The 23,744-nt window shown below is 58.7% G+C and carries 20 protein-coding genes and 1 pseudogene; 10 read left to right on the forward strand and 11 right to left on the reverse strand.

Annotation, left to right across the window (positions count from 1 at the left end; genetic code table 11):
- The first annotated feature begins 163 nt into the window (after positions 1–163).
- The gene (gene sbcB, locus AB7M26_RS11875) at positions 164–1,594 is read left to right on the forward strand and encodes an exodeoxyribonuclease I (RefSeq protein WP_429388821.1); all 1,431 of its coding nucleotides are present in this window, start codon (positions 164–166) and stop codon (positions 1,592–1,594) included.
- A gap of 98 nt (positions 1,595–1,692) precedes the next feature.
- Here the strand turns inward: sbcB and mvaT are convergent, their stop codons facing one another.
- Positions 1,693–2,070 carry a histone-like nucleoid-structuring protein MvaT gene (mvaT, locus tag AB7M26_RS11880; protein WP_007933316.1) on the reverse strand — a complete coding sequence of 126 codons (378 nt, stop codon included), beginning with the start codon at positions 2,068–2,070 and terminating at the stop codon, positions 1,693–1,695.
- 328 nt (positions 2,071–2,398) lie between these two features.
- Between mvaT and purU the strand changes: the two genes are divergently transcribed.
- Together purU and AB7M26_RS11890 are read left to right on the forward strand one after the other, a co-directional pair.
- Positions 2,399–3,247, forward strand: a complete 849-nt coding sequence (gene purU, locus AB7M26_RS11885) for a formyltetrahydrofolate deformylase (RefSeq protein ID WP_123501370.1) — start codon at positions 2,399–2,401, stop codon at positions 3,245–3,247.
- 82 nt (positions 3,248–3,329) lie between these two features.
- The gene (locus AB7M26_RS11890) at positions 3,330–3,506 is read left to right on the forward strand and encodes a hypothetical protein (RefSeq protein WP_429378270.1); all 177 of its coding nucleotides are present in this window, start codon (positions 3,330–3,332) and stop codon (positions 3,504–3,506) included.
- A 74-nt stretch (positions 3,507–3,580) separates the two neighbouring features.
- Here the strand turns inward: AB7M26_RS11890 and AB7M26_RS11895 are convergent, their stop codons facing one another.
- From AB7M26_RS11895 to AB7M26_RS11915, 5 genes and pseudogenes are all read right to left on the reverse strand, one after another.
- Entirely contained in the window at positions 3,581–4,576 is a 996-nt protein-coding gene (locus AB7M26_RS11895; protein WP_429384407.1) for a lysylphosphatidylglycerol synthase transmembrane domain-containing protein, read from the reverse strand.
- Positions 4,573–5,349, reverse strand: coding sequence for a DUF2334 domain-containing protein (locus tag AB7M26_RS11900; protein WP_429384410.1), 777 nt, complete (start codon positions 5,347–5,349; stop codon positions 4,573–4,575). The genes AB7M26_RS11895 and AB7M26_RS11900 overlap by 4 nt, the downstream gene beginning before the upstream one ends.
- The gene (locus AB7M26_RS11905; protein WP_429378276.1) at positions 5,342–6,463 is read right to left on the reverse strand and encodes a glycosyltransferase family 4 protein; all 1,122 of its coding nucleotides are present in this window, start codon (positions 6,461–6,463) and stop codon (positions 5,342–5,344) included. The genes AB7M26_RS11900 and AB7M26_RS11905 overlap by 8 nt, the downstream gene beginning before the upstream one ends.
- Positions 6,464–6,682: 219 nt before the next feature.
- A complete protein-coding gene (locus AB7M26_RS11910) occupies positions 6,683–7,447 on the reverse strand; it encodes a methyl-accepting chemotaxis protein (protein ID WP_427623017.1) in 765 nt (254 codons plus the stop codon).
- A gap of 93 nt (positions 7,448–7,540) precedes the next feature.
- A pseudogene (locus tag AB7M26_RS11915) lies at positions 7,541–8,572 on the reverse strand (HAMP domain-containing protein); the annotation flags it as partial.
- Between the two features lie 183 nt (positions 8,573–8,755).
- On the opposite strand from AB7M26_RS11915, the gene AB7M26_RS11920 reads away from it, so the two are divergent.
- Positions 8,756–10,243, forward strand: coding sequence for a helicase HerA-like domain-containing protein (locus AB7M26_RS11920; RefSeq protein ID WP_123495529.1), 1,488 nt, complete (start codon positions 8,756–8,758; stop codon positions 10,241–10,243).
- Between the two features lie 93 nt (positions 10,244–10,336).
- Here AB7M26_RS11920 and AB7M26_RS11925 read toward each other — a convergent pair whose 3' ends face one another.
- Positions 10,337–10,792, reverse strand: a complete 456-nt coding sequence (locus AB7M26_RS11925) for a DUF721 domain-containing protein (RefSeq protein ID WP_123357942.1) — start codon at positions 10,790–10,792, stop codon at positions 10,337–10,339.
- A 307-nt stretch (positions 10,793–11,099) separates the two neighbouring features.
- Between AB7M26_RS11925 and secA the strand changes: the two genes are divergently transcribed.
- From secA to AB7M26_RS11945, 4 genes are all read left to right on the forward strand, one after another.
- Positions 11,100–13,835, forward strand: a complete 2,736-nt coding sequence (gene secA / locus AB7M26_RS11930; protein WP_123495523.1) for a preprotein translocase subunit SecA — start codon at positions 11,100–11,102, stop codon at positions 13,833–13,835.
- A gap of 120 nt (positions 13,836–13,955) precedes the next feature.
- Positions 13,956–15,173, forward strand: coding sequence for a bifunctional glutamate N-acetyltransferase/amino-acid acetyltransferase ArgJ (gene argJ / locus AB7M26_RS11935; protein WP_008015216.1), 1,218 nt, complete (start codon positions 13,956–13,958; stop codon positions 15,171–15,173).
- Between the two features lie 163 nt (positions 15,174–15,336).
- Positions 15,337–15,969, forward strand: a complete 633-nt coding sequence (locus AB7M26_RS11940) for a glutathione S-transferase family protein (RefSeq protein WP_429384417.1) — start codon at positions 15,337–15,339, stop codon at positions 15,967–15,969.
- Complete coding sequence (locus tag AB7M26_RS11945) at positions 15,966–16,910, forward strand: Nudix family hydrolase (RefSeq protein ID WP_123495517.1); 945 nt, start codon at positions 15,966–15,968, stop codon at positions 16,908–16,910. Before AB7M26_RS11940 ends, AB7M26_RS11945 begins: the two co-directional genes overlap by 4 nt.
- A gap of 134 nt (positions 16,911–17,044) precedes the next feature.
- Here the strand turns inward: AB7M26_RS11945 and AB7M26_RS11950 are convergent, their stop codons facing one another.
- The 3 genes from AB7M26_RS11950 to AB7M26_RS11960 are packed head-to-tail and all read right to left on the reverse strand — an operon-like array spanning position 17,045 to position 20,628.
- On the reverse strand, positions 17,045–17,626 hold the full coding sequence (locus tag AB7M26_RS11950; protein ID WP_429378283.1) for a cob(I)yrinic acid a,c-diamide adenosyltransferase: 582 nt from the start codon (positions 17,624–17,626) through the stop codon (positions 17,045–17,047).
- Positions 17,627–17,628: 2 nt separating this feature from the next.
- Positions 17,629–19,665 (reverse strand): sensor histidine kinase, encoded by a 2,037-nt coding sequence (locus AB7M26_RS11955; protein WP_192343864.1) that lies wholly within the window; start codon positions 19,663–19,665, stop codon positions 17,629–17,631.
- 45 nt (positions 19,666–19,710) lie between these two features.
- Positions 19,711–20,628 (reverse strand): putative 2-dehydropantoate 2-reductase, encoded by a 918-nt coding sequence (locus tag AB7M26_RS11960; protein WP_429384422.1) that lies wholly within the window; start codon positions 20,626–20,628, stop codon positions 19,711–19,713.
- Positions 20,629–20,768: 140 nt separating this feature from the next.
- On the opposite strand from AB7M26_RS11960, the gene AB7M26_RS11965 reads away from it, so the two are divergent.
- Positions 20,769–21,254, forward strand: coding sequence for a YajQ family cyclic di-GMP-binding protein (locus AB7M26_RS11965; RefSeq protein ID WP_007906601.1), 486 nt, complete (start codon positions 20,769–20,771; stop codon positions 21,252–21,254).
- Positions 21,255–21,389: 135 nt separating this feature from the next.
- Entirely contained in the window at positions 21,390–22,232 is an 843-nt protein-coding gene (locus AB7M26_RS11970; RefSeq protein WP_123495511.1) for a mechanosensitive ion channel family protein, read from the forward strand.
- A gap of 143 nt (positions 22,233–22,375) precedes the next feature.
- On the opposite strand, the gene AB7M26_RS11975 is transcribed toward AB7M26_RS11970, so the two are convergent.
- The gene (locus AB7M26_RS11975; protein ID WP_429384426.1) at positions 22,376–23,704 is read right to left on the reverse strand and encodes an OprD family porin; all 1,329 of its coding nucleotides are present in this window, start codon (positions 23,702–23,704) and stop codon (positions 22,376–22,378) included.
- Positions 23,705–23,744: the final 40 nt, after the last annotated feature.

The following is a 23,744-nucleotide window of genomic DNA, read 5'->3' on the forward strand; positions in this document are numbered from 1 at the left end:
CTTGATGTGGCCTGGTCCGTCGGATGCTAGCAGCCTCTCGGGGAAAAACGACATAACTATGTATTGCACGGTGCGTGGTCAGAGGTGATTGAATGACAAGATTTCTGGTCGGGGCGGCCTATGTGCGCCTAGACTTCGCCGGTCTTCAGTTCAGGAACAGCCCGTGACCTCGATCTTCTGGTACGACTATGAAACCACTGGCATCAACCCCCGTTGCGACCGCCCGCTGCAAGTGGCGGGGATTCGCACCGACTTCGATCTCAATGAAATAGACGAACCGGTCAACCTTTATTGCCAGCCCAGTGACGACATCCTGCCTCATCCGGCGGCGTGCGCGATCACCGGTATTACGCCCGCGCGTCTGGCCGAAGAAGGTTTGAGCGAAGCCGATTTCATGACACGGGTTCATGCCCAGCTCGCGGCGCCCGGCACCTGCGGGGCCGGATACAACACGCTGCGTTTCGATGACGAGATGACCCGTTACAGCCTGTATCGAAACTTTTTCGACCCCTATGCACGGGAGTGGCAGGGCGGCAACAGCCGCTGGGACTTGATCGATGTGGTGCGCGCCGCTTATGCCTTGCGTCCCGATGGCTTCGTCTGGCCCAGGGACGACGAGGGGCGGGTCACGCTCAAACTCGAACGTCTGACTGCCGCCAATGGTATCGATCATGGGCATGCGCACGAGGCGCTGTCGGATGTGCGCGCCACTATCGCTTTGGCGCGCCTGATTCGGGAAAAACAGCCGAAGTTATATGACTGGCTGTTTCAACTGCGCAGTAAACAAAAGGTCATGGATCAAATTCGACTGTTGCAGCCGATGGTGCATATTTCCGGGCGCTTCTCGGCGGCCCGCAACTATGTGGGTGTGGTACTGCCATTGGCCTGGCATCCACGTAATCGCAACGCGCTGATTGTCTGTGACTTACACCTGGACCCTCAGGGGCTGCTTGATCTGGATGCCGAAACCTTGCGTCAGCGGCTTTATACCCGCCGCGATGACTTGGCCGAAGGCGAACTGCCGGTGCCGCTCAAGCTCATACACATAAACAAGTGCCCGGTAGTGGCGCCGTTATCGGTACTCCGTCCTGTAGATCAGCAACGTCTGGGGCTGGATATGGCGCTTTATCAGGAGCGGGCGCTGCGGCTAAGTGACGCACAACAAGTTTGGCGAGATAAAGTGGCAGACATTTACGCCAGCGACGATTTCTCTCCGAGCCAAGACCCCGAGCAACAGTTATACGACGGTTTTATCGGTGACCGGGACCGGCGTCTATGTGAGCAAGTCAGGTCTGCCGACCCTGCGCAATTAGCACAAGAACAGTGGCCTTTCGATGATGAACGTTTGCCTGAATTATTGTTTCGTTATCGCGCACGCAACTTTCCCGATACGTTGAGCCTGGAAGAGCAAGAACGCTGGCGAATATTCTGTCAGAAACGTTTGTGTGCACCTGAGTGGGGCGCGCCAAATACGCTGGATAGTTTTTTGGAGGCGGCGGCTCAATTGACGACTAGTGCTACATCGTTTCAGCGAGAGGTTCTGGATGAATGGCAAAATCATGTCCAGTCATTACGCAAACGTTTGAATCTTTGAAAACGAAAATAATTTGCGCTTGAATTTCAGGCATAAAAAAACGCCAGCATTTGCTGGCGTTCTTTTGGTCGCGGATCAGTCTGCGACACGCTTGCGGCTTAGCCCAGCAGGGTAGCCCAACCTTCAACCACATCACCGCCCCACTTGGCTTTCCACTCTTTCAGAGTCTTGTGGTTGCCACCTTTGGTTTCGATGACTTCGCCATTGTGCGGGTTTTTGTATTGTTTAACTTTGCGAGCACGCTTGGTGCCAGTAGTTTTTACTGCGCCGCCACGTGGAGCCTTGGTTTTGGACTCTGGATCCAACAGCGCGATGATGTCGCGCAGGGATTTGGAGTATTCGCCCATCAGGGTGCGCAGTTTGCCTTCGAATTCCAGCTCGGTTTGCAGTTTGTCGTCTTGGGACAGATTCTTCAAACGGGCTTGCAGCTCTTTGATAGCTTCTTCGGTGGCGCGATATTCGTTGATCAAGGACATGAGGACTACCTTATGTTGGGGGCGCTGGGATGGCAGGTGACAGTGCGACAATAATAGTCAGGGTGTTTCATCAAGTAAACATTTAACCGGAGTTTTATTTAAATTAGTTGCGGAACAGGACACACATTGGAGGGATAGTTAAATAGCGTCACAAATATTCTCAGTTGACCTCTTGAAGATTGCCCGCAAGAACACCATCGCGTGGGGTCGCGTGTGCTTGCAGAACCTGTACCGAACCTGCGGGCAAGGCCATACGTCATCAATACTGCAGTTTTGCTGCGCAATCGCTAGAATGGCGGCCTTTGCGAAGTTCTGGAGTTTCCCCCTCATGCGCACTTTTCGGCTGGTGATTGCTTGCCCGGACCGCGTCGGCATCGTTGCTAAAGTCAGTAACTTTCTGGCGTCACATAATGGCTGGATCACTGAAGCGAGCCATCACTCGGATAATCTCAGTGGCTGGTTCTTCATGCGTCACGAAATTCGTGCCGATTCGCTGCCTTTCGGTATCGAAGCCTTTCGTGAAGCGTTTGCACCGATCGCCGAAGAGTTCTCGATGGATTGGCGCATCACCGACACCGAGCAGAAGAAACGCGTGGTGTTGATGGCCAGCCGTGAATCTCACTGTCTGGCCGACTTGCTGCACCGCTGGCACAGCGACGAACTGGACTGTGAAATCACCTGCGTGATTTCCAACCATGATGATTTGCGCAGCATGGTCGAGTGGCACGGTATTCCTTACTACCATGTCCCGGTCAACCCACAGAACAAGGAGCCGGCCTTCGCCGAAGTCTCGCGCCTGGTCAAACAGCACGAAGCGGAAGTGGTGGTACTTGCCCGTTACATGCAGATTCTGCCACCCGAGTTGTGCAGCGAATATGCTCATAAAGTCATCAATATTCACCACAGCTTCTTGCCGTCGTTCGTCGGTGCCAAGCCCTATCACCAGGCTTCGTTGCGCGGTGTGAAGTTGATCGGTGCCACTTGCCACTATGTCACCGAAGAGCTGGACGCCGGTCCGATCATCGAGCAAGACGTGGTACGCGTGAGTCACAGCGACAGTATTGAAGACATGGTGCGCTTCGGTCGTGACGTCGAGAAAATGGTGCTGGCCCGTGGTCTGCGTTATCACCTGGAAGACCGGGTGCTGGTGCATGGCAACAAAACCGTGGTGTTCTGATAGCGATACGGTTGAAACTCGAAGGGCCTGAGCGTTCAATCGCTGCAGGCCCTTCGCCGTTTTTTGCACTGAGAACATGACCATGGCCGATCCATTGGACAAAGCCACTTCCAAAGCACCCGCCACATTGGGTGAGGGCTGTTTGAGTCGCTATGACCCGGATGACCTGAGCGCCGAAGACGGCACGGAGTTTCCCGGCGCAGTCGAGTTGTGGGAGCAGTTGCAGGGCGATTGCGACGATGCAGTCGGGGGCGCCTGAAAAAGACACAGCCTTCGGCAGCTCCTACAAGGGCACGGTGTATACCCTGTAGGAGTTGCCGAAGGCTGCGTCTTTTAAGCCCGTTTGAACTTCATCAGCTTCCTGAGCAATGGCCGCCCGAGCATCAGCAAAAACACCGGACCACCGACCACCAGGTAGAAGTAATAAGTCACTGTCCGCCAGATCAGAATCGCCGCCGCCGCGGTGGACTTCCCGACCATAGGCGCCAGCAGCGCCGCCGATGTCAATTCCGCCGCCCCGGCCCCGCCCGGCAACAGGCTGAACTGCCCCGCACTTAGCGACAGCATCTGGATCAGAAAACACCAGGCCCACTGCAAGTCCGTACCCAGCCCACGCAACGCCAGATACAACACGCTATAGCGCAAAAGCCAATGCAGGCAGGTCAGTGCAAATACCGTGATCAATGTCTGAAAGGGCAACTTCAGTGTGTCAGTGAACGCCGCCAGGAAGTGCAGGAGTTTTCGTGCCCAGCGCACCCGGGTGGTGCCTTTGACATTGAGATGAGCGAGCAACCGACCACTCAGACGAATCAGCGAGCGGTGGTAGCGAGCCGCCAATACGCAGCTAAACAGTCCGCCGAACATCGAGATGGCACTGACGGTCAGCAGCCATTCCATGCGCTGACTGAGGTGCTGGAACAGTGCATAAATCAGAATCCCGCTCAGTGCGCAGAGAAAAAACAGCAGATCGCTCAACTGATCCATGGCGAACACGGCGCTGCCCCTGGCCGGTCGTACGCCGTGGCGTGCCAGCAGGGCCATGATGGTCAGCGGTCCGCCACTGCCACCGGGGGTGGCGCAGTAAGCGAATTCGGCGGACATCACCACCCCAAGGCTTTTGACGTGACTGATCTTGCCGCGCTGATCTCCCAGCAACAGGCGCAAGCGCAGGGTGTTGAGCATCCAGCACAGCAGGATCATGCCGAACATGACCAGCAACCATTTCAGCGGAAAGCTTTGCAACCGCGACCATGTCTCGCCGCCGCCCAGCAACGACGGGATGAGCACCGCAGCGAGCAGGGCGACGACCAGCAGAATCCCGCGGCTCATGCGGCGCGACCGACGACGTCGCGTTGCTGTGCCAGCCAGTTGGCCTTGGTCATCGGCACACGTCCCTCGTCGAGCAAGCGTTTGAGGGTGTGCAGCCAGTAGTGACGCGAAAACTCATGGCGCATGTCTACGGGGTGCAGGCCGAGACGAATTACCGGCGCCTGGCGCCAACGTTGCTCGCACTGATCGCTGACGATTTTCGACAGACCGCGGCGCCAGGCGCTGCGTGCGCTCCAGACCAGACCGGGGGCATCGATTGCGGTGAAATCCGGCAAACGATACAGATGCTGCGAGTCGCTGGTGTAGCGCAGCGGCACCTGGCGCAAGGCTTGGCGGGTGCCTTCGCTCATCAGCCAGGCCGGGGCGACGAAACCTTCCAGTGGCCAGTTATAGCGGTGAAACATCTCGATTCCGGCATGCAGGCGGGAGAGGGCGGCTTCCAGAGGCAGGTCGTAGAACTCGCCTTCATGGGTGTAGATTCGGCGCATGAACCAGTCTCGGGGAGTGATGGGGATTGGCCCTTCATCGCAATGGAAGTAACCGTGCAGTGCCAGTTCGTCGCCGCGAGCGACGCGGCGGGTCAGCAAACGTCGAAACGCCGGATACGCAGCCAGGTCGTTATGTTTGTGGAAATTTGGCACCACCAGCCAGGTGATCGGCACCTCACCCAATGCGTCGACGGCTTCGACAAAGGCTTGGTAATCGGGCCAGGTTTGCGGTGCAACGTCGTGCAATACCAGTAACAGGCTGGGCGCGTTCATGGGCTCAACCATTGGCGATCAGTGGCCATTGAGTGCCGAGTACCGCGTGATAGTGCCCCAGCAGGCTGTCGACCACGATATCCCAGGCGTAATGCTGCTCGACATGGCTACGGGCTTTCTTGCCCAGCGCGGCACTGCCCTGACTGAACAGTTCGCGCACCGCGTTGGCCATCGCTGCTGGATTGTTCGGCGCGCAAAGCAGGCCGCATTGATCGGTGACAATTTCCTGAAAAGCCCCGGCCGCCACGGCCACCACCGGAATGCCACTGGCCATGGCTTCAAGGACCACCAGGCCAAAAGTTTCCTGATCACCGGCATGCACCAGCGCATCGGCACTGGCCATCAAACGCGCGACTTGCGCCGCCGGGTAGAACTCATCGAGGACGGTGACATTGCGCGGTACCAGGGTCGGCATTGATGAACCCACCAGTAACAGATGGTAACGACGACCCAGGCGTTTCATGCATTTGAGCAGCACCGGCAGGTTTTTTTCCTTGGACCCACGGCCGGCGAAGATCAGCAGGTGTGTATTTTCATCGATGCCCAATTCGGCCCGCAAATCTGGATCCCGTGCATTGGGGTTGAACGTTTGCAGGTCGACGCCCAGCGGTTGTACGAAAACGTTTTTTACGCCCAACCCGATCAGTTTATCGGCCATGATTTGACTCGGTGCCAGAACCCGGTCGAAGTTGCTATAAAGCTTGCTGACATAAGCTTCGACATTGGGTGTAACCCAATTGCCCATGCGATTGCTGACCAGCAGCGGCAGGTCCGAGTGATAAAAACCGATCACCGGCACATCGAGCTGCCGCTTGGCGTCCAAAGCGGCCCAGGCAGTCAGGTAAGGGTCGCCGGCTTCAATCAGGTCAGGCTGCAAATCCTGCAGGACATTGCGCCACGGCCCGAGGCGGAGGGGGAAGCGATAACCCTTGCCAAAGGGCAGGGCAGGGGCCGGAACCGTGTAAATGCCATCCTGTTCACTCAAATGAGCCCCAGGAATCAGCAAACTGTGACGAATGCCTGGCTTGCTGCCCAGTCGTCGGTGTTTGGCATCCAGATAAGTGCGCACGCCACCGCTGGCAGGGGCGTAGAACATGGTTATGTCAGCGATATGCACGATGAACATTCCTCCGGTCCGTTTGTTCTCCCTTGGGTTGACCTATATGAAGGATAGATGTTCGGTTGGGGTTTTGCGGGTGGGGCGCGATAGTGGGATTTGTGGTGTCTGGGTGGACCTCATCGCGGGCAAGCCCGCTCCCACAATGATCTTCGGTGGACACATATTGTGTGTACGACAGAGATCACTGTGGGAGCGGGCTTGCCCGCGAAGGGGCCAGTTCAGGCTCTAGATGCGGAAACTGCCTACCAACTGCTTCAATCGCGAAGCCTGCTGTTCAAGGTCCGAGCATGCCCGCAACGTCGATTGCAGGTTTTCCACGCCTTCCTGGTTCAGCGTATTGATCTCGGTGATGTCCACGTTGATCGATTCAACCACCGCCGTCTGTTCCTCGGTCGCCGTGGCCACGGACTGGTTCATGCCGTCGATTTCGCCGATGCGCAGCGTCACGCTGTTCAAGCGTTCGCCGGCCAGGTTGGCGATTTCCACGCTGTCCTGGCTGTGGCGCTGGCTGTCGCTCATGGTGCTGACCGATTCCCGGGCGCCGACTTGCAGCTCCTCGATCATGGTTTGCACCTGTTGCGCCGACTCTTGTGTGCGGTGCGCCAGGTTGCGCACTTCGTCGGCCACCACGGCAAAACCGCGCCCGGCTTCACCGGCCCGTGCCGCTTCAATGGCGGCGTTCAGCGCCAGCAGGTTGGTTTGCTGGGAGATGCTGGTGATCACTTCGAGAATCTGCCCGATGTTCACGGTTTTGCTGTTCAGCGATTCGATGTTGGTGCTCGAGGCGCTGAGCATGGTCGACAGCTGATTCATCGCGGCAATGCTGCGATCCACCACCTGCTGGCCATCTTCGGCCAGGCTGCGCGCGTCGCTGGCCTGACTTGACGCTTGCGCGGCGTTGCGGGCGATTTCCTGGGCCGCAGCGCCGAGTTGGTTGATTGCCGCGGCAACGCTGCTGGTGCGCGAGGCTTGCTGGTCGGAATTGAACATCGACGAGTTTGAGGCGGCCACCACACGCAGGGCTACTTCGTTGACTTGGCCGGTGGCTGAGGACACTTCGCGGATCGAGGTATGAACCCGTTCCACGAAACGGTTGAACGCCGTGCCGAGGATGCCGAATTCGTCCTGATTTTGAATGGTCAGGCGCTTGGTCAGGTCGCCTTCACCGTCGGCGATGTCTTCCATGGCGCGGGTCATGACGTGCAGCGGCTGGATCAGCAGGCGGATCAGCATGCCGAGCAAGGCGATGATGATCGCCACGGCAATTATGGTCGCGATGACTGCCGAGGTACGGAATTCGCTGAGCATCGAGAAGGCTTTGTCTTTATCCACCGACAGGCCGATGTACCAATTGACCGAGGACAAGCCTTTGATTGGGGTGAACGTGACGATGCGGGTCTTGCCGTCGACGTCGATTTCACTGAGTTCGCTGCCGATGCGCGGGGTGTTTTTCGGATACGCCTCGCTCAGGGACTTCATCGCCAGGGATTTGTCCGGGTGAACCAGGATCTTGCCATCGGCGCTGATCAGAAAGGCGTAACCCATGCCGTCGAAGTCCAGCGCGTTGAGGCTGTCGGCGATCACCTGCAAGCTCAAGTCGCCACCGACCACGCCGATGCTTTGACCGTCCTTGAGCACACTGTTGACGATGGAAATGACCAGTTGGCCGGACGCGAGATCGATGTACGGTTCGGTCAGTGCCGAGCCGCCGGTGCTTTGGGCACTCTTGTACCAAGGCCGGGCGCGAGGGTCATAGCCGTCGGGCATCTTGCTGTCAGGGCGGATGATGAAGGTGCCATCCTTGTTGCCCAGATAAGCGCCCATGAAGGTCGAGGTCACGGCCTTCTGTTCGAGTAGTTTGGAGACGTTGTCGGTGTCGGCGTTCAGGGCGACGTTTTGTGACAGGTTCTCGATCAGCAGGCTCCGTCCGGCCAGCCAGGTCTGGATATTGTTGGCTGTTACGCTGCCCATTTCTTGCAGATAGTTGTCCAGATCGTTGCGTATCGCATTACGCTGCAGATAGTCGTTGTACAACGTGAACGAGGCGAAGGCAGCAATAACGATGAGGGCGGCGGCAAGCAGTATTTTATGGCTGAAGCGCAGATTTTTATTCATGGCTTGGGGTCCGCTAAAGTCTTAATGTCCAGGGCGTGCTTTTATAAAGGCGCGCAAAATGGGCAGTGTTGAAAGTAAGCTGATATTTCCACCTCTCCTTAGGGGATTACCGACGCTATTTTCAGTCTGGTCTCTCGCTTGTTATCGGCCATGAAGGATCAAAGATTAACCATGGGTGACAAAATGCCTGATTCATCGCAACTCGTTATCGGCGCCGACCTCGCGGGCCAGTCCATCGCCCAGGCCATGCGCCTGGCCAACCGTCACGGGTTGATAGCGGGGGCTACCGGGACTGGTAAAACCGTCACTTTGCAGCGTCTGGCCGAAGCCTTCAGCGATGCCGGCGTGGCGGTGTTCGCGGCGGACATCAAAGGCGACCTGTGCGGCCTGGGCGCTGCCGGCAACCCTCAAGGCAAAGTCGCCGAGCGGATCGCCGGCATGCCTTGGCTGAACCATAAGCCTCAGGCGTATCCGGTGACCCTGTGGGACATTAACGGTCAGTCCGGTCATCCACTGCGCACAACCTTGAGCGAAATGGGCCCGTTGCTGCTCGGCAGCCTGCTGGAACTGACCGACAGTCAGCAGTCGGCACTCTATGCCGCGTTCAAGGTAGCCGACCGCGAAGGGCTGTTGCTGCTGGATTTGAAGGATTTGAAGGCGCTGCTCAATCACCTGCGCGACAGCCCCGAATTGCTGGGGGATGACGCGGCGCTGATGACCACTGGTTCCAGCCAGGCGCTGTTGCGCCGTTTGGCAACGCTGGAACAGCAAGGCGCTGAAGCGTTGTTCGGCGAACCGGCGCTGCAACTGGAAGACATGTTGCAGCCGGCCGTGGATGGTCGCGGGCGCATTCACTTGCTCGATGCCAGCCGTCTGGTGCATGAAGCACCGAAGGTCTATGCGACGTTCCTGCTGTGGCTGCTGGCCGAACTGTTCGAGCAACTGCCGGAGCGTGGCGATGCCGAGAAACCGCTGCTGGCGCTGTTTTTCGATGAAGCACACTTGTTGTTCGCCGGTACGCCCAAGGCGTTGCAGGAGCGTCTGGAACAAGTGGTGCGACTGATTCGCTCGAAAGGCGTGGGGGTGTATTTCGTCACCCAATCGCCAGGTGATTTGCCGGATGATGTACTGGCTCAACTGGGCCTGCGCATTCAGCACGGTTTGCGTGCGTTTACTGCCAAAGAGCAGAAATCCCTGCGCGCGGTGGCCGACGGTTTCCGGCCGAACCCGGCATTTGAAGCCTTGTCGGTGTTGACCGAGTTGGGGATCGGCGAGGCACTGGTCGGCACCTTGCAGGACAAGGGCACACCCGGGATGGTCCAGCGTGTATTGGTTGCACCGCCACAATCGCGGATCGGACCGCTGACCGAGACCGAACGCACCGTGCTGATTGCCGGTTCGCCGTTCAAGGGGCGTTACGACAAACCGGTCGATCGCGAATCGGCTTATGAAGTGCTGATGGGGCGCAAAGGCCTGGCGCCGGAGCCCGAAGCCGCGCCGGGCAAACCTGCACCTGAAGAGCCGAGTTTCACCGAGCAGGCCGGGGAATTCCTCGGCACAGCGGCAGGCCAGGCATTGAAATCAGCGATGCGACAGGCGGCGAATCAATTGGGCCGACAATTGGTACGCGGGTTGATGGGCTCATTGCTCGGTGGCAGCAAACGCCGCTGAAAATCAAAAGATCGCAGCCTTCGGCAGCTCCTGCATTGGGATGGCGTACACCCTGTAGGAGCTGCCGAAGGCTGCGATCTTTTGATCCTGCTTTTAAACCTTGGGTTTGGCGTGAGCCGCCAGCCGTTCGAGGGCCGCCCGCAGGTTCGGGTCGGTAATCCCGTCAGCCGTCGCCTGAATGGTCGCCGCCGCATCGGTCGATAAATTTATCGTATGCCCCGCAGCCCCTTGCTGAACGGTAGGCGGCTGAACCTTGAACAGAATCCGCGTCAGGCTGGCGAACTCGTCGAACAGCTGTAACTGCCGTTGCAGACGCTTTTGTTGATAACGCAGGCGGGTGGCCCAATGGCCGTCGGTGACAATCAGCAATAAACTGCCTTCGCGCCACGACGCCACATGGCAATGCTCGCGGGCAGCTGGCTGCAACTGACTTTCCACCAGACGTTGTAAATGACCCAGGCGTTGAGCGTGGCCAAAAATGGCTTTCAGCGGTTTGGCTTCGCGAAGCAGAACGGCGGGTGCTCTGGCCGTGAGAGGGCGAAATGCCATGATCAGACACCTGAAGTAACAGAGCGGCCATGGTAACAGAAAGCACCCGCTGCCCCCGACCCATTGCTTTGCGAGCGCTTTACCCATTAAATCAACAAGTAACTTGTGCCCTTGATGGGTTGAAGTTCAGCAAAATGCCCTTATTTTAAGTGAGCCCCGTCATAGCGCAGTGCATGCATCGTGGAATAACGCCACTTTCCTCACCATCGTTTCCGGGTAGAATACTCGTTCGCATGCGGCCATGAGGGCTGCACGGGCGACTCACGGGGCCGCCCTCCATCCCTTTAGTGTGGAAGATCCTGCCGATATGTTTGCGCCTTTGTTAAAGAAACTTTTTGGAAGCAAGAACGAGCGTGAAGTCAAACGCATGCTCAAGACGGTGCAGCTCGTCAATGCCTTCGAAGAGCAAATGGTGGCCCTTTCGGACGATCAATTGCGTGCCAAGACAGACGAGTTCAAGGCCCGCCTCGCCAAAGGGGAAACCCTCGACAAGCTGCTGCCAGAAGCCTTTGCGGTCGCCCGCGAAGCCGGTAAGCGCGTCATGGGTATGCGCCACTTCGATGTCCAGCTGATCGGCGGCATGACCTTGCACGAAGGCATGATCGCGGAAATGCGTACCGGTGAAGGCAAGACCCTGGTGGCGACACTGGGCGTTTACCTCAACGCGCTGTCCGGCAAGGGCGTGCACGTTGTGACGGTGAACGACTACCTGGCCCGCCGTGACGCCAACTGGATGCGTCCGCTCTACGAATTCCTCGGCATGACGGTCGGCGTGGTCACCCCATTCCAGCCGCCGGAAGAGAAGCGTGCCGCCTACGCCGCCGACATCACCTACGGCACCAACAACGAATTCGGTTTCGATTACCTGCGCGACAACATGGCGTTCAGCATGGAAGAAAAATTCCAGCGCGAACTCAATTTTGCCGTGATCGACGAAGTCGACTCCATCCTCATCGACGAAGCCCGTACCCCGCTGATCATCTCCGGTCAGGCCGAGGACAGTTCCAAGCTGTACATCGAGATCAACAAACTGATCCCGCAGCTGGAATTGCACGTCGAAGAAGTCGAAGGCGAAGTCACCAAGGCTGGCCACTACACCGTGGACGAGAAGACCCGTCAGGTCGAACTCAACGAAGCCGGTCACCAGTTCATCGAAGACATGCTCACCCGCGTCGGCCTGCTGGCTGAAGGCGAGAGCCTGTATTCGGCGCATAACCTCGGTCTGCTGACCCACGTTTATGCCGGTCTGCGTGCGCACAAACTGTTCAATCGCAACGTCGAATACATCGTCCAGGACGGTCAGGTTGTACTGGTCGACGAACACACCGGCCGTACCATGCCGGGTCGCCGTTTGTCCGAAGGCCTGCACCAGGCCATCGAAGCGAAGGAAGGGCTGAACATCCAGGCCGAAAGCCAGACCCTGGCGTCGACCACGTTCCAGAACTACTTCCGTCTGTACAACAAGCTGTCCGGCATGACCGGTACCGCAGACACCGAAGCGTTCGAATTCCACCAGATCTATGGCCTGCAGGTCATGGTCATCCCGCCAAACAAACCGTTGGCGCGTAAAGACTACAATGACCTGGTGTTCCTGACCGCCGAAGAGAAATACGCGGCGATCATCAACGACATCAAGGAGTGCATGACTCAGGGCCGTCCGGTGCTGGTGGGTACCGCCACCATCGAAACGTCCGAGCACATGTCCAGCCTGCTCGTGAAGGAAGGCATCGAACACAAGGTTCTGAACGCCAAGTTCCACGAAAAAGAAGCCGAAATCATTGCTCAGGCCGGTCGTCCGGGCGCACTGACCATAGCCACCAACATGGCCGGTCGTGGTACCGACATCCTGTTGGGCGGTAACTGGGAAGTGGAAGTCGCTTCGCTGGAAGACCCGACCCCTGAGCAGATTGCCCAGATCAAGGCCGACTGGCAGAAACGCCACCAGCAAGTGCTGGAGTCGGGCGGTTTGCAGGTAATCGCTTCCGAGCGTCACGAATCGCGCCGTATCGACAACCAGTTGCGCGGTCGTGCCGGTCGTCAGGGCGACGCCGGTTCCAGCCGTTTCTACCTGTCGCTGGAAGACAGCCTGATGCGCATCTTCGCCTCTGACCGGGTGAAGAACTTCATGAAGGCGCTGGGCATGCAGTCCGGTGAGGCGATCGAGCACCGCATGGTGACCAACGCCATCGAGAAGGCTCAGCGCAAGGTTGAAGGCCGCAACTTCGACATCCGTAAACAATTGCTCGAATTCGACGACGTCAACAACGAACAACGTAAAGTGATCTATCACATGCGTAACAGTTTGTTGGCCGCCGACAACATCGGCGAAACCATCGCCGATTTCCGTCAGGACGTGCTCAACGCAACCGTCAGCGCACACATTCCACCGCAATCGCTGCCAGAGCAGTGGGACGTGGCCGGTCTGGAAGCAGCGTTGCAGAGCGACTTCGGCGTGGCGTTGCCGATCCAGCAATGGCTGGACGAAGACGATCACCTCTACGAAGAGACCCTGCGCGAGAAGCTGATGAACGAGCTGATCGCCGCGTACAACGAGAAAGAAGACCAGGCCGGTGCCGAAGCACTGCGCACCTTCGAGAAGCAAATCGTTCTGCGCGTACTGGACGACCTGTGGAAAGACCACCTGTCGACCATGGATCACCTGCGTCACGGCATCCACTTGCGTGGTTATGCGCAGAAGAACCCGAAGCAGGAATACAAGCGCGAGTCCTTCACCTTGTTCTCCGAGTTGCTGGATTCCATCAAGCGCGACTCGATCCGTGTGCTGTCGCACGTTCAGGTCCGCCGCGAAGATCCGATCGAAGAAGAAGCTCGCCTGCGTCAGGAAGCCGAGGCACTGGCTGCGCGCATGCAGTTCCAGCACGACGAAGCCCCTGGCCTGGAGCAACCGGAAGTGTTGGGTGAAGAGGTCGACGTAGCCCTCGCCACCGCGCCGGTGCGCAACGAGCAGAAACTGGGCCGTAACGAGCTGTGCTACTGCGGTTCGGGCAAGAAGTTCAAGCATTGCCACGGGCAGATCCAGTAAACCCGTTTCATACGCTGAAATACCCGCGCCGCGACCGGCTTATGCCGTCGCGGCGTTTTGCCATTTAAACCACCGACGCCCCGACGGCGGTGCAGACATCATTTATTAAGGAGCGCATTCATGGCTGTTGGTCTTGGTCCTTTGCCAACGTTGCACCCGGTTGCCGGTTTTGAACTCGGTATCGCCTCGGCCGGCATCAAGCGCCCGGGGCGCAAGGATGTCGTGGTCATGCGCTGTGCCGAAGGTTCCACGGTCGCGGGCGTGTTCACCCTGAACGCCTTTTGCGCCGCTCCCGTGATCCTGGCCAAACAACGCGTGCAAGGCCCGGTACGTTACCTGCTGACCAACACCGGCAATGCCAACGCCGGCACCGGTGAACCTGGCCTGGCCGCCGCCGAGCGCACGTGTGCCAAACTGGCTGAGCTGACTGGCGTCGATGCAAGCCTGGTGCTGCCGTACTCCACCGGTGTGATCGGCGAGCCGCTGCCGGTCGAAAAAATCGAAGGCGCGCTGCAAGCCGCCCTCGACGACCTGTCGGTGAATAACTGGGAAGCCGCCGCTACCGGCATCATGACCACCGACACCCTGCCAAAGGGGGCCAGCCGCCAGTTCCAGCATGACGGCGTGACCATCACCGTCACCGGCATCAGCAAAGGCGCGGGCATGATTCGTCCAAACATGGCGACCATGCTCGGCTACATCGCCACCGACGCCAAAGTTTCGCGCGACGTGCTGCAAAACCTGCTGCTGGACGGCGCCAACAAGTCGTTCAACCGCATCACCATCGACGGCGACACCTCGACCAACGACTGCTGCATGCTGATCGCCACCGGTCAGGCAGCACTGCCAGAAATCACCGAAGCGAGCGGTCCGCTGTTCGCTTTGCTGAAACAAGCGGTGTTCGAAGTCTGCATGGACGTGGCCCAGGCCATCGTGCGCGACGGCGAAGGCGCGACCAAGTTCGTCACCGTGGAAGTCAACGGCGGCGGCAATCACCAGGAGTGCCTGGACGTCGGTTACACCGTGGCCCACTCGCCGCTGATCAAGACCGCGTTGTTCGCCTCCGACCCGAACTGGGGCCGCATTCTGGCCGCCGTGGGCCGTGCCGGCGTACCGAACCTGGACGTGAGCAAGATCGACGTATTCCTCGGTGACGTGTGCATCGCCAGCCGCGGCGCTCGCTCTGCCACCTATACCGAAGCTCAGGGCGCGGCGGTAATGCAGCAGGAAGAAATCACCATCCGCATCGAACTGGGGCGCGGTGATTGCAGCGAAACCATCTGGACGACTGACCTGTCCCACGAATACGTGAAGATCAACGCTGAGTACCGTACGTAAGACCGAGTCGACCCTATCGCGGGCAAGCCCGCTCCCACAGGTTCAGTGGTGTGCACAAACTTTGTGTTCACGCCGATCACTGTGGGAGCGGGCTTGCCCGCGATGACGGACGGCCGGACACTAAAAATTCTGGCCTGTTCCACTTACCAAAAGGCGCCCGAACATGAGCCTCCACCTGATCATCGGCGACAAACTGCATTCCTCCTGGTCCCTGCGCGCCGCACTGGCCCTTGACCTGACCGGCGCGTCCTACACCGAAGAACTGATCAAGCTGAACCAGCCGGACACTCGCGAGCGCGTGCTCAAGCATTCGCCAACCGGGAAAGTCCCTCTGCTGAAAACCGAGCACGGCACCATTGCCGATTCCCTGGCGATTGCCGAATACCTGGCTGAACAATTCCCCGATGCCGGCCTCTGGCCCAAAGACACTGCCGCCCGTGCCCAGGCGCGTTCGGCGTGTGCGCAGATGCACAGCGGTTTTTTCGCCATGCGCGGCAACATGCCGTTCGACCTGAGCCACGGCGCGCCACTGTCGCCGACCCCGCCTGAAGTTCAGGCTGAAATCGAGCGCGTGCTGGCGTTGTGGGCTGAATGTCGCGCCGTCGCGACTGAAACCGGCCCGTTCCTGTTTGGCGGCGCGACCCTGGCGGATGCGTTTTTCGCACCGATCGCCGTACGCCTGCGCACCTATCAGGTAAAACTGCCCGAGGCCGACGCGGCCTATGTCGAAACCATCTACCAATGGCCAGCCTTCAAGGCCTGGCGGAAGGCGGGTCTGGAGGAAATAGAGCGGTGAAACGAGTCCATGTAGCAGCCGCGGTTATCCGCGATAGCAGCGGCAAGATCCTCATTGCCCGCCGTGCCGACACCCAGCATCAGGGCGGTTTGTGGGAGTTCCCCGGTGGCAAGGTCGAGGATGACGAATCCGTCGAGATGGCCCTGGCTCGCGAGCTTCACGAAGAGTTGGGCATTGTGGTCAATACCGCGCGACCGATGATCAAGGTCCGCCACGATTACCCGGATAAGCAGGTGTTGCTGGATGTCTGGGAAGTCTCGGCGTTTACCGGCGAACCCCATGGCGCCGAAGGCCAGCCTTTGGCCTGGGTGACCGCGCGGGAACTGGTGGATTACGAATTTCCGGCCGCCAACCAGCCGATCGTCGCCGCAGCACGCTTGCCCGGCGACTACCTGATCACCCCGGAGGGCCTGGAAACCCCGGCCTTGCTGCGCGGTATTCAGAAAGCCATCGCCGGTGGCATCAAGCTGATTCAGTTGCGCGCGCCCAACGGCTACGACCCGCAATACCGCGACCTGGCGGTGGACGCGGCGGGGCTGTGTGCCGGCAAGGCGCAGTTGATGATCAAGGGGCCGTTTGAATGGCTGGGGGACTTCCCGTCCGCCGGTTGGCACATCACGTCGGCGCAGTTGCGCAAGTACGCGGCGGCCGGGCGTCCGCTACCGGCGTCACGCTGGTTGGCAGCGTCTTGCCACAACGCTGAAGAACTGGCGTTGGCCGAGCAAATGGGCGTGGACTTTGTGACCCTGTCGCCGGTGCAGCCGACGCAGACTCACCCGGATGCTCTGCCATTGGGTTGGGAGCAGGCTTCGACTTTGATCGAGGGCTTCAGCAAACCGGTGTTTTTGCTCGGTGGTGTTGGCCCGGCGGAGCGGCAAAAAGCCTGGGAAGCAGGGGCGCAGGGTGTGGCGGGGATTCGGGCGTTTTGGCCTGAAGCTTGATTCTGCGGTGTTGCTGCTGGCGCCATCGCGGGCAAGCCCGCTCCCACAGTGGTCCGTGGTGGACACAGAATTGTGTACGACACTGATCCCTGTGGGAGCGGGCTTGCCCGCGATGGCGTCTTCTGACGCGCCGACTAAACTTCGGGTTTCGCAGCCGCTTGCCACAAAATCTCGGCAATCCCCTGACGCTTGGCAATCAACCGTGCCGCCACAAACAACAAATCCGACAACCGATTGATATACGCCAGGCCAACCCCGGCCAATGGCTCAATCGCATTCAACTGCTGACAGCGCCGCTCCGCACTGCGCGCCAGGCAGCGGCATACGTGGGCCTGGGCAATCAGCGCGGAACCGCCGGGCAGAATGAAATTCTCCAGCGGCCCCAACTCTTCATTCCACACATCGATCGCCGCCTCCAGCCGCTCGACTTCTGCCGTGTTCAGTGCCTGATACACCGGCATCGCCAGTTCGCCACCCAAGTCGAACAACCGATGCTGGCAGGGCGCCAACACCTCGATCACTTCGTTCAACCCCGGATACGTATCACTTTGCGCCGCCAACCCGGCCAACAGCACACCCACTTGGCTGTTCAGCGTATCGACTTCGCCAATGGCTTCGATGCGCGGATGGTCCTTGGGCACCCGGCGGCCATCGCCGAGCCCGGTTTCGCCTTTGTCGCCAGTGCGGGTGTAAATCTTCGACAAGCGAAAGCCCATGGTTACCTCGACAGCTGATTGAGTTCTTGAGAAACCACCGGAGTGCCCGACAACGGCAGGCGCAAGGTGAAACAGGTACCTTGGCCCGGCGTCGATTGCACTTCCATCTGGCCCTTGTGGTTGTTGGTGATGATGAAGTACGAGACCGAGAGCCCAAGGCCGGTGCCCTGACCGATTTCCTTGGTGGTGAAGAACGGCTCGAACGTACGTTTGCGCACGTTCTCACTCATGCCGATGCCGTTGTCTTCGACCTGAATTTCCGCCCATGGCGGATTCAGTTTTGTGCGCAGAATGATCCGCCCCGGTTCGCGGTCGTCCGGGCGCTGGTGAATGGCTTGCGCGGCGTTTTTCAGCAGGTTGAGCAGCACCTGTTCCAGTTCGTTGGCAGTGCCGGGCACCGGGCCCAGTGCCGGATCGAACTGCCGAATGATCGCCTGCCCCTTGAAGTCGAAGCCGATGGCCAGGTCGAAGTCGTTGCCGGCGATCTCCACCGCTTGATCGATCAACGCCGGCAAATCGCAGGGAGCCATCTGCCGGGTACTGCGGCGGCTGAAACTGAGCATGTGCGTCACGATTTTTGCTGCCCGGGCACCGGCCTGTTGAATGCCATCGAGTAATTGCGGCACTTCTCGAGCTTTCAAATACTGGTTGACCGTTTCCAGCTCAATGCCGAGTTGTTCGGCCTGTTCGAGGTTCTTCGGCAGATCGGGTGACAGGCGCCGACGAATGTTCTGCACGTTGTGCAGGATTGCACCCAGTGGATTATTGATTTCGTGGGCCATGCCGGCGGCGAGGCCACCGACCGAGAGCATTTTTTCCGACTGCACCATCATTTCTTCCAGGGACAGTCGCTGAGTGATGTCATCGATCCGGATCACCACGCCGCGCCCGGCACCGCCCATCAATGGGTAAAACGTCAGGGCATAATGCTTGGGCTCATCGTCCTTGAGCCAGGTAACGCGTTCGATTTTCGCCACGGTGTGCTGCTCGACGGTTTGCCTGAGTTGCGGCAGGAACGGTTTGAGCGGTTCGAAGGCGAGGAAGATCGGTTGGTTCAAGGCTTCGTCCAGGCGCGTGCCGGACAGGGCGCTGGCTTCCTGATTCCACTGGGTCACGTAGAGCTGCTCGTCGAGGGCGATCAAGGCCGACGGCATGGAGTCGATGATGCTGTTGAGGTAGTTCTGGAAACCGGTGAGTTTCTTTTCGATCTTGCTGCGCACCTGAACTTCCAGTTCCAGCTTGCGGTTGGTGTGACGGGTTTCTTCGGCCAGCCCCTGAGCCTGGTCGTAGGCGGCCTGGGAATCGTCGCGGGCGCGCTTGAGCTGCTGCTCCCGGGCCTCGATGCGCGAGAGCATGGTGTTGAACGCTTCGGCGAGGCTGCCGATTTCGTCGTGGTTGCCGCGAGAGGCGCGCAGGGCGTAGTTCTCTTCCCGGGTCACTTGCCGGGACAACTCTTCGAGCTGGTGAATCGGGCGGGTGATCAGGCGTTTGATCTGTCGGGCGATCACCAGCCATAACAGTACGCTGAAGATCAGAATCCCCAAACTGGCGGTCAGGGTCCCGGTGTAGAACGCCATCGGCAATTCGCTGCTGGCTACCAGCAGCAAGTGCCCCGGCGCGGTACCGGGGCGGGGCAGGGTGATCACTTGATTGCTGCGAAACTCGGTGGCTTGCCAGGCTTCCAGATGCCGGAAATGCTCCGGTAGATGGAGCTCGTCTCCCTGCTGCAGCTGCGCCAGAAGCACACCTTTACCGTCATAGAGCGCTGCTGCACGCAACGGTGTATAGCTGTTGAGCTCGTTGAGCAGGCGCTGGGCGGTTTGCGGTGACTTCAAGGCGTCGGAGATCAGGCTTGGGTTGGACACCAGTCGGCCGATGGTCTGCAAGGCCTGAGGAGCCATGCTTTCCTGGGAGATGTAATAGGCGGCGCTGATAAAGGTCAGGTTGGCGACCAGCAAAACGGTGGTCAACAGCACCAGCAGGGCGGCCAGCAATTTCTGGCCGACTGGAAGGTTTTCAAGGCGCTGGCGCAATGGCATCAGGTTCATCGCTGAAAAGGAACAAGTGGCCAGCGTAGCCGCTGCTCAGTCGCTGGGCAATCCAAGGCTGCGCAGATGAGCAATCAGGCGCTCCTGCAATTGACTGAGGTGGGGCAGGTTCAACTGATGCCGCGACGCGACCTTGCAGGCATGGCCCAACAGGTAGCTGATTTCGGTGCGGCGCTGATTTGCGACGTCTTGGTACATCGAGGAGAAATTGGCCGCTGTGGCCTGGATCACTCGTTCGACTTCCTCCCGGAGGTTCTCCGCCGCTGCCGGCTGGCCGCAGCGCTCCAGCAGTTCGGTGAGCTCGGCGCACAGGGTGGCGACTTCGCATTGATGTTGCTGCAAACCGCCGTTACGGCATTCGTGCAGTACGGTCAGCGGGTTGATCGCACAATTGAGCGCCAGTTTTCGCCACAGCCTTGTGAGGATGTCGGTGCTCCACTCGTGGGGAATGCCGGCGGCGCTCAAGTCCTCCAGCCAGATCGGCGCTACCGGATGGCCCGCATCGCCCAGCCAGGTGTAGCCGTGACCGGCGAACACCACACGCCAGTCGCTATCGCGAAACGCGCCTTCGGTGCTGGAGGCGAAGATGCAGCGCGCCTGAGGCACCTGCGCGGCAACCGCGTCCTGACTGCCGAGGCCGTTCTGCAGCAGGATCAGTTCGGCGTCGGGTGTCAGGCGGTGGGCGAGGCGGGCCACGGCTTTCTCGGCGTCGTAGGCTTTGCAGGCCACCAGCAGACGGCTGATGGGCTCATCGCTGTCGGGTGTCTCGCCGGGCACCGGATACAGCTGCGCTTCGCCGTGTTCGACCAGCGTCAAACCGCCCGCCGTCTGATAGGCCTGTAAGCGTGTCGCGTCCCGCACGATCAGCCTGACCGGCACATCTGCCCGCGCCAGACGTGTGGCCCAAAGGGTGCCGAGGCTGCCGGCGCCGAGAATATGCCAAGGGGTAGACATCAACTTTCTGCTCGGTTTGACGCTGGCATGTGAGGCTCGCAGTATCGGTTGGAAAAGACCCGTTATAATGAGCCCGATTTTAACCGCAAGCCAAGCGCGCTCCATCGTTATCGAGCGTGCCTTTTTATTGGAGAGATTACATGCCGTCGTTCGACGTGGTATCCGAACTGGACAAACACGAAGTCACCAACGCGGTCGAGAACGCCGTCAAGGAACTCGATCGTCGTTATGACCTGAAAGGCAAAGGCACCTTCGAGTTCAAGGAAAAGGACCTGACCGTCAACCTGACCGCGGAAGCCGATTTCCAGCTCGAAGCGATGATCGAGATCCTCAAGCTGGCTCTGGTCAAGCGCAAGATCGACGTGCAGTGCCTTGAAGTCAAGGATGCCTACGCGTCGGGCAAGTTGATGAAGCAGGAAGCGGTCCTCAAGGAAGGCATCGACAAAGAGCTGGCGAAGAAAATCGTCGCTCACGTCAAAGACGCCAAGCTCAAGGTCCAGGCCGCCATTCAGGGCGAGCAAGTGCGCATTACCGGCAAGAAGCGTGACGATTTGCAGGAAGCGATTGCAGCCCTGCGCGCCAAGACGTTCGACATGCCACTGCAGTTCAACAACTTCCGCGACTGATTTTTCAAGCGGAACCTCTTGGCGTTTTCGACGTCCGAGGCCCAAGCAACGGCAGAAACGATTGAGCCCTCACGGGTTTGGTCTTTCTGCCGCTTATTTTCGCGTGCCGGATGGCCGGAAATCAGGAGAAAGTAGATGGATTTGAATACTGAAGTGGACAATCTGGTCAAGGCATCCCAAGCCTGGATTCCGATGATCATGGAATACGGTAGTCGCGTGCTGTTGGCGGTGATTACCCTGGCCATCGGTTGGTGGCTGATCAACAAGGTGACGCAAAAACTCGGCGGCCTGCTGGCGTTGCGTAATGCCGACCTGGCGCTGCAAGGTTTCATCAGCAGCCTGGCGAACATCATTCTCAAGGTTCTGCTGATCGTCAGCGTAGCGTCGATGATCGGCGTGGAAACCACCTCGTTCGTCGCCGCGATCGGTGCTGCTGGCCTGGCGATCGGTCTGGCGTTGCAGGGCAGCCTGGCGAACTTCGCTGGCGGCGTGCTGATTCTGTTGTTCCGCCCGTTCCGCATCGGTGACTGGATCGAAGCTCAAGGTGTTGCCGGTACGGTCGACAGCATCCAGATCTTTCATACCGTACTGCGCACCGGCGATAACAAAACCATCATCGTGCCTAACGGTAATCTGTCGAACGGCATTATCACCAACACCAACCGTCAACCGACCCGCAAGGTCGTGTTTGATGTAGGTGTGGCTTACGAGGCGGACTTGCAAAAGGCCCGTGAAGTGTTACTGGAGTTGGCCAAGGACCCGCGAGTATTGGCTGATCCGGCGCCGGAAGCGGTAATTTCCATGCTGGGTGACAGTTCGATCACTGTTTCCCTGCGGGTGTGGGTGAAGACCGCTGACTACTGGAATGTGATGTTCATGTTTAACGAGCAATCGCGCGATCGGTTGAAGACTGCCGGTATTGATATTCCATTTCCGCAGCGGGTTATTCGAGTGATGCAGGAATCGGCAACGGTGTAATGATCGGTCTTTCGATTCATGTTTGACCTTTCGGTCAGACTTGTTCTGCAAGAGCTGAACCGTTAAACACAATGCTGTAGCCAATAAAAAAGGCCCATCCGAAGATGGGCCTTTTTTGATTACCGCGAAGTAGCTAACGGCAATTACAAAATCGACAGCGGGTAGTCGACGATCAGACGGAACTCTTTGATATCGCCTTCGCCCTGGTCGCCATTAGCGAAGTGCCATGCTTGACGAACGCGGAAGGAAAGATCTTTTGCCGGGCCAGTCTGAACAACGTACTTGGCTTCCAGGTTGGTTTCATTGTGCTTGCCATCTTCACCGTACAGGCCGGCGTAAGCACTGCCTGTTGGAGTGTTGGTGCCGTCGATGTCCCAACCTTTTACGTAACGGGTCATGAAGCTCAGACCTGGAACGCCGTACTCAGCCATTTTCAGGTCATAACGGACCTGAGCAGACTTCTCGTTAGGACCGTTGAAGTCAGAGTACTGGATGGAGTTGGCGAGGAAGATCGAGTCGCCGCCGCGGTTGTTGTCACCCACGCCGATGTAGTCGAACGGGACGTCGCCGTTAACTTTCTGGAAGGCCACGGTAATGGTGTGTGCTTTCAGGAACGAGTAAGCAGCAGCCAGCGAGAACGTGGTGTTGCTGATCTCGCCTGCTTTGGCGGAACCGGTATCTTTGGTGTTGTAGATGTTACCGTCCAGGTTAATCGACTGATCGCTACCCATTGGGATGGTGTAGTTCAGGTTGGCGTAGTACTGGTTCCAGATGTCTTCCAGCTGGGCGCCGTAAAACGATGCGCTGAGGTTGTCGGTGAACCCGTACTTGCCGCCAGCATAGTCTGCGGTTTTAGCGGTAACGCCGGCGTAGTTCGCCCACAGTTCGCCATCGCTGTTCATCTCATCCTGGCTGGAGGCCGAGTAGAAGTGACCGCCTTCCAGGTCCAGGTTCTTGATTTCGCTGCTCTGCAGTTGGAAACCGGTAGCGGTTTGAGGCACCAGACGAGAACCGCCGACAGCGAATACTGGAGAGGTGCTTGGCTGCATCTCACCGAACTTCAGTTCAGTTTTGGAGATGCGAACTTTAACGGCGGCACCGGCTTTGCCGAAGTCGTCGTGGTTGCGGCCTTGGGAGTCGCGGCTCAGGTTACCCGAGCCAGTTGTGCCGTCGCCACCGTCCAGTTTGATACCCAGATAACCGAATGCATCAACGCCGACACCTACGGTACCTTGAGTATAACCGGAGCTGAAATTGCCCCAGATGCCCTGTGTCCAGTCTTTCTGGTCGTTTGCGCCGTCTCTGCGGTCACGGTTGAAGTAATAGTTGCGAAGCAGCAAGTCGAACTTGGCGTCTTCAACAAAACCTTTGGCTTCAGCCTGGTCACTTACGAAAGGTGCGGCCGTAGCCAATTGAGTACTGGCTGCTGCTGCAACTGCCAGTGCGATCATGCTCCACTTCATCACGCGCATCGTGATTTGCTCCTTTGGTTTTTAGAAGAGTACTGCCGTC

The sequence above is a fragment of the Pseudomonas sp. F-14 TE3482 genome, assembly GCF_053629455.1.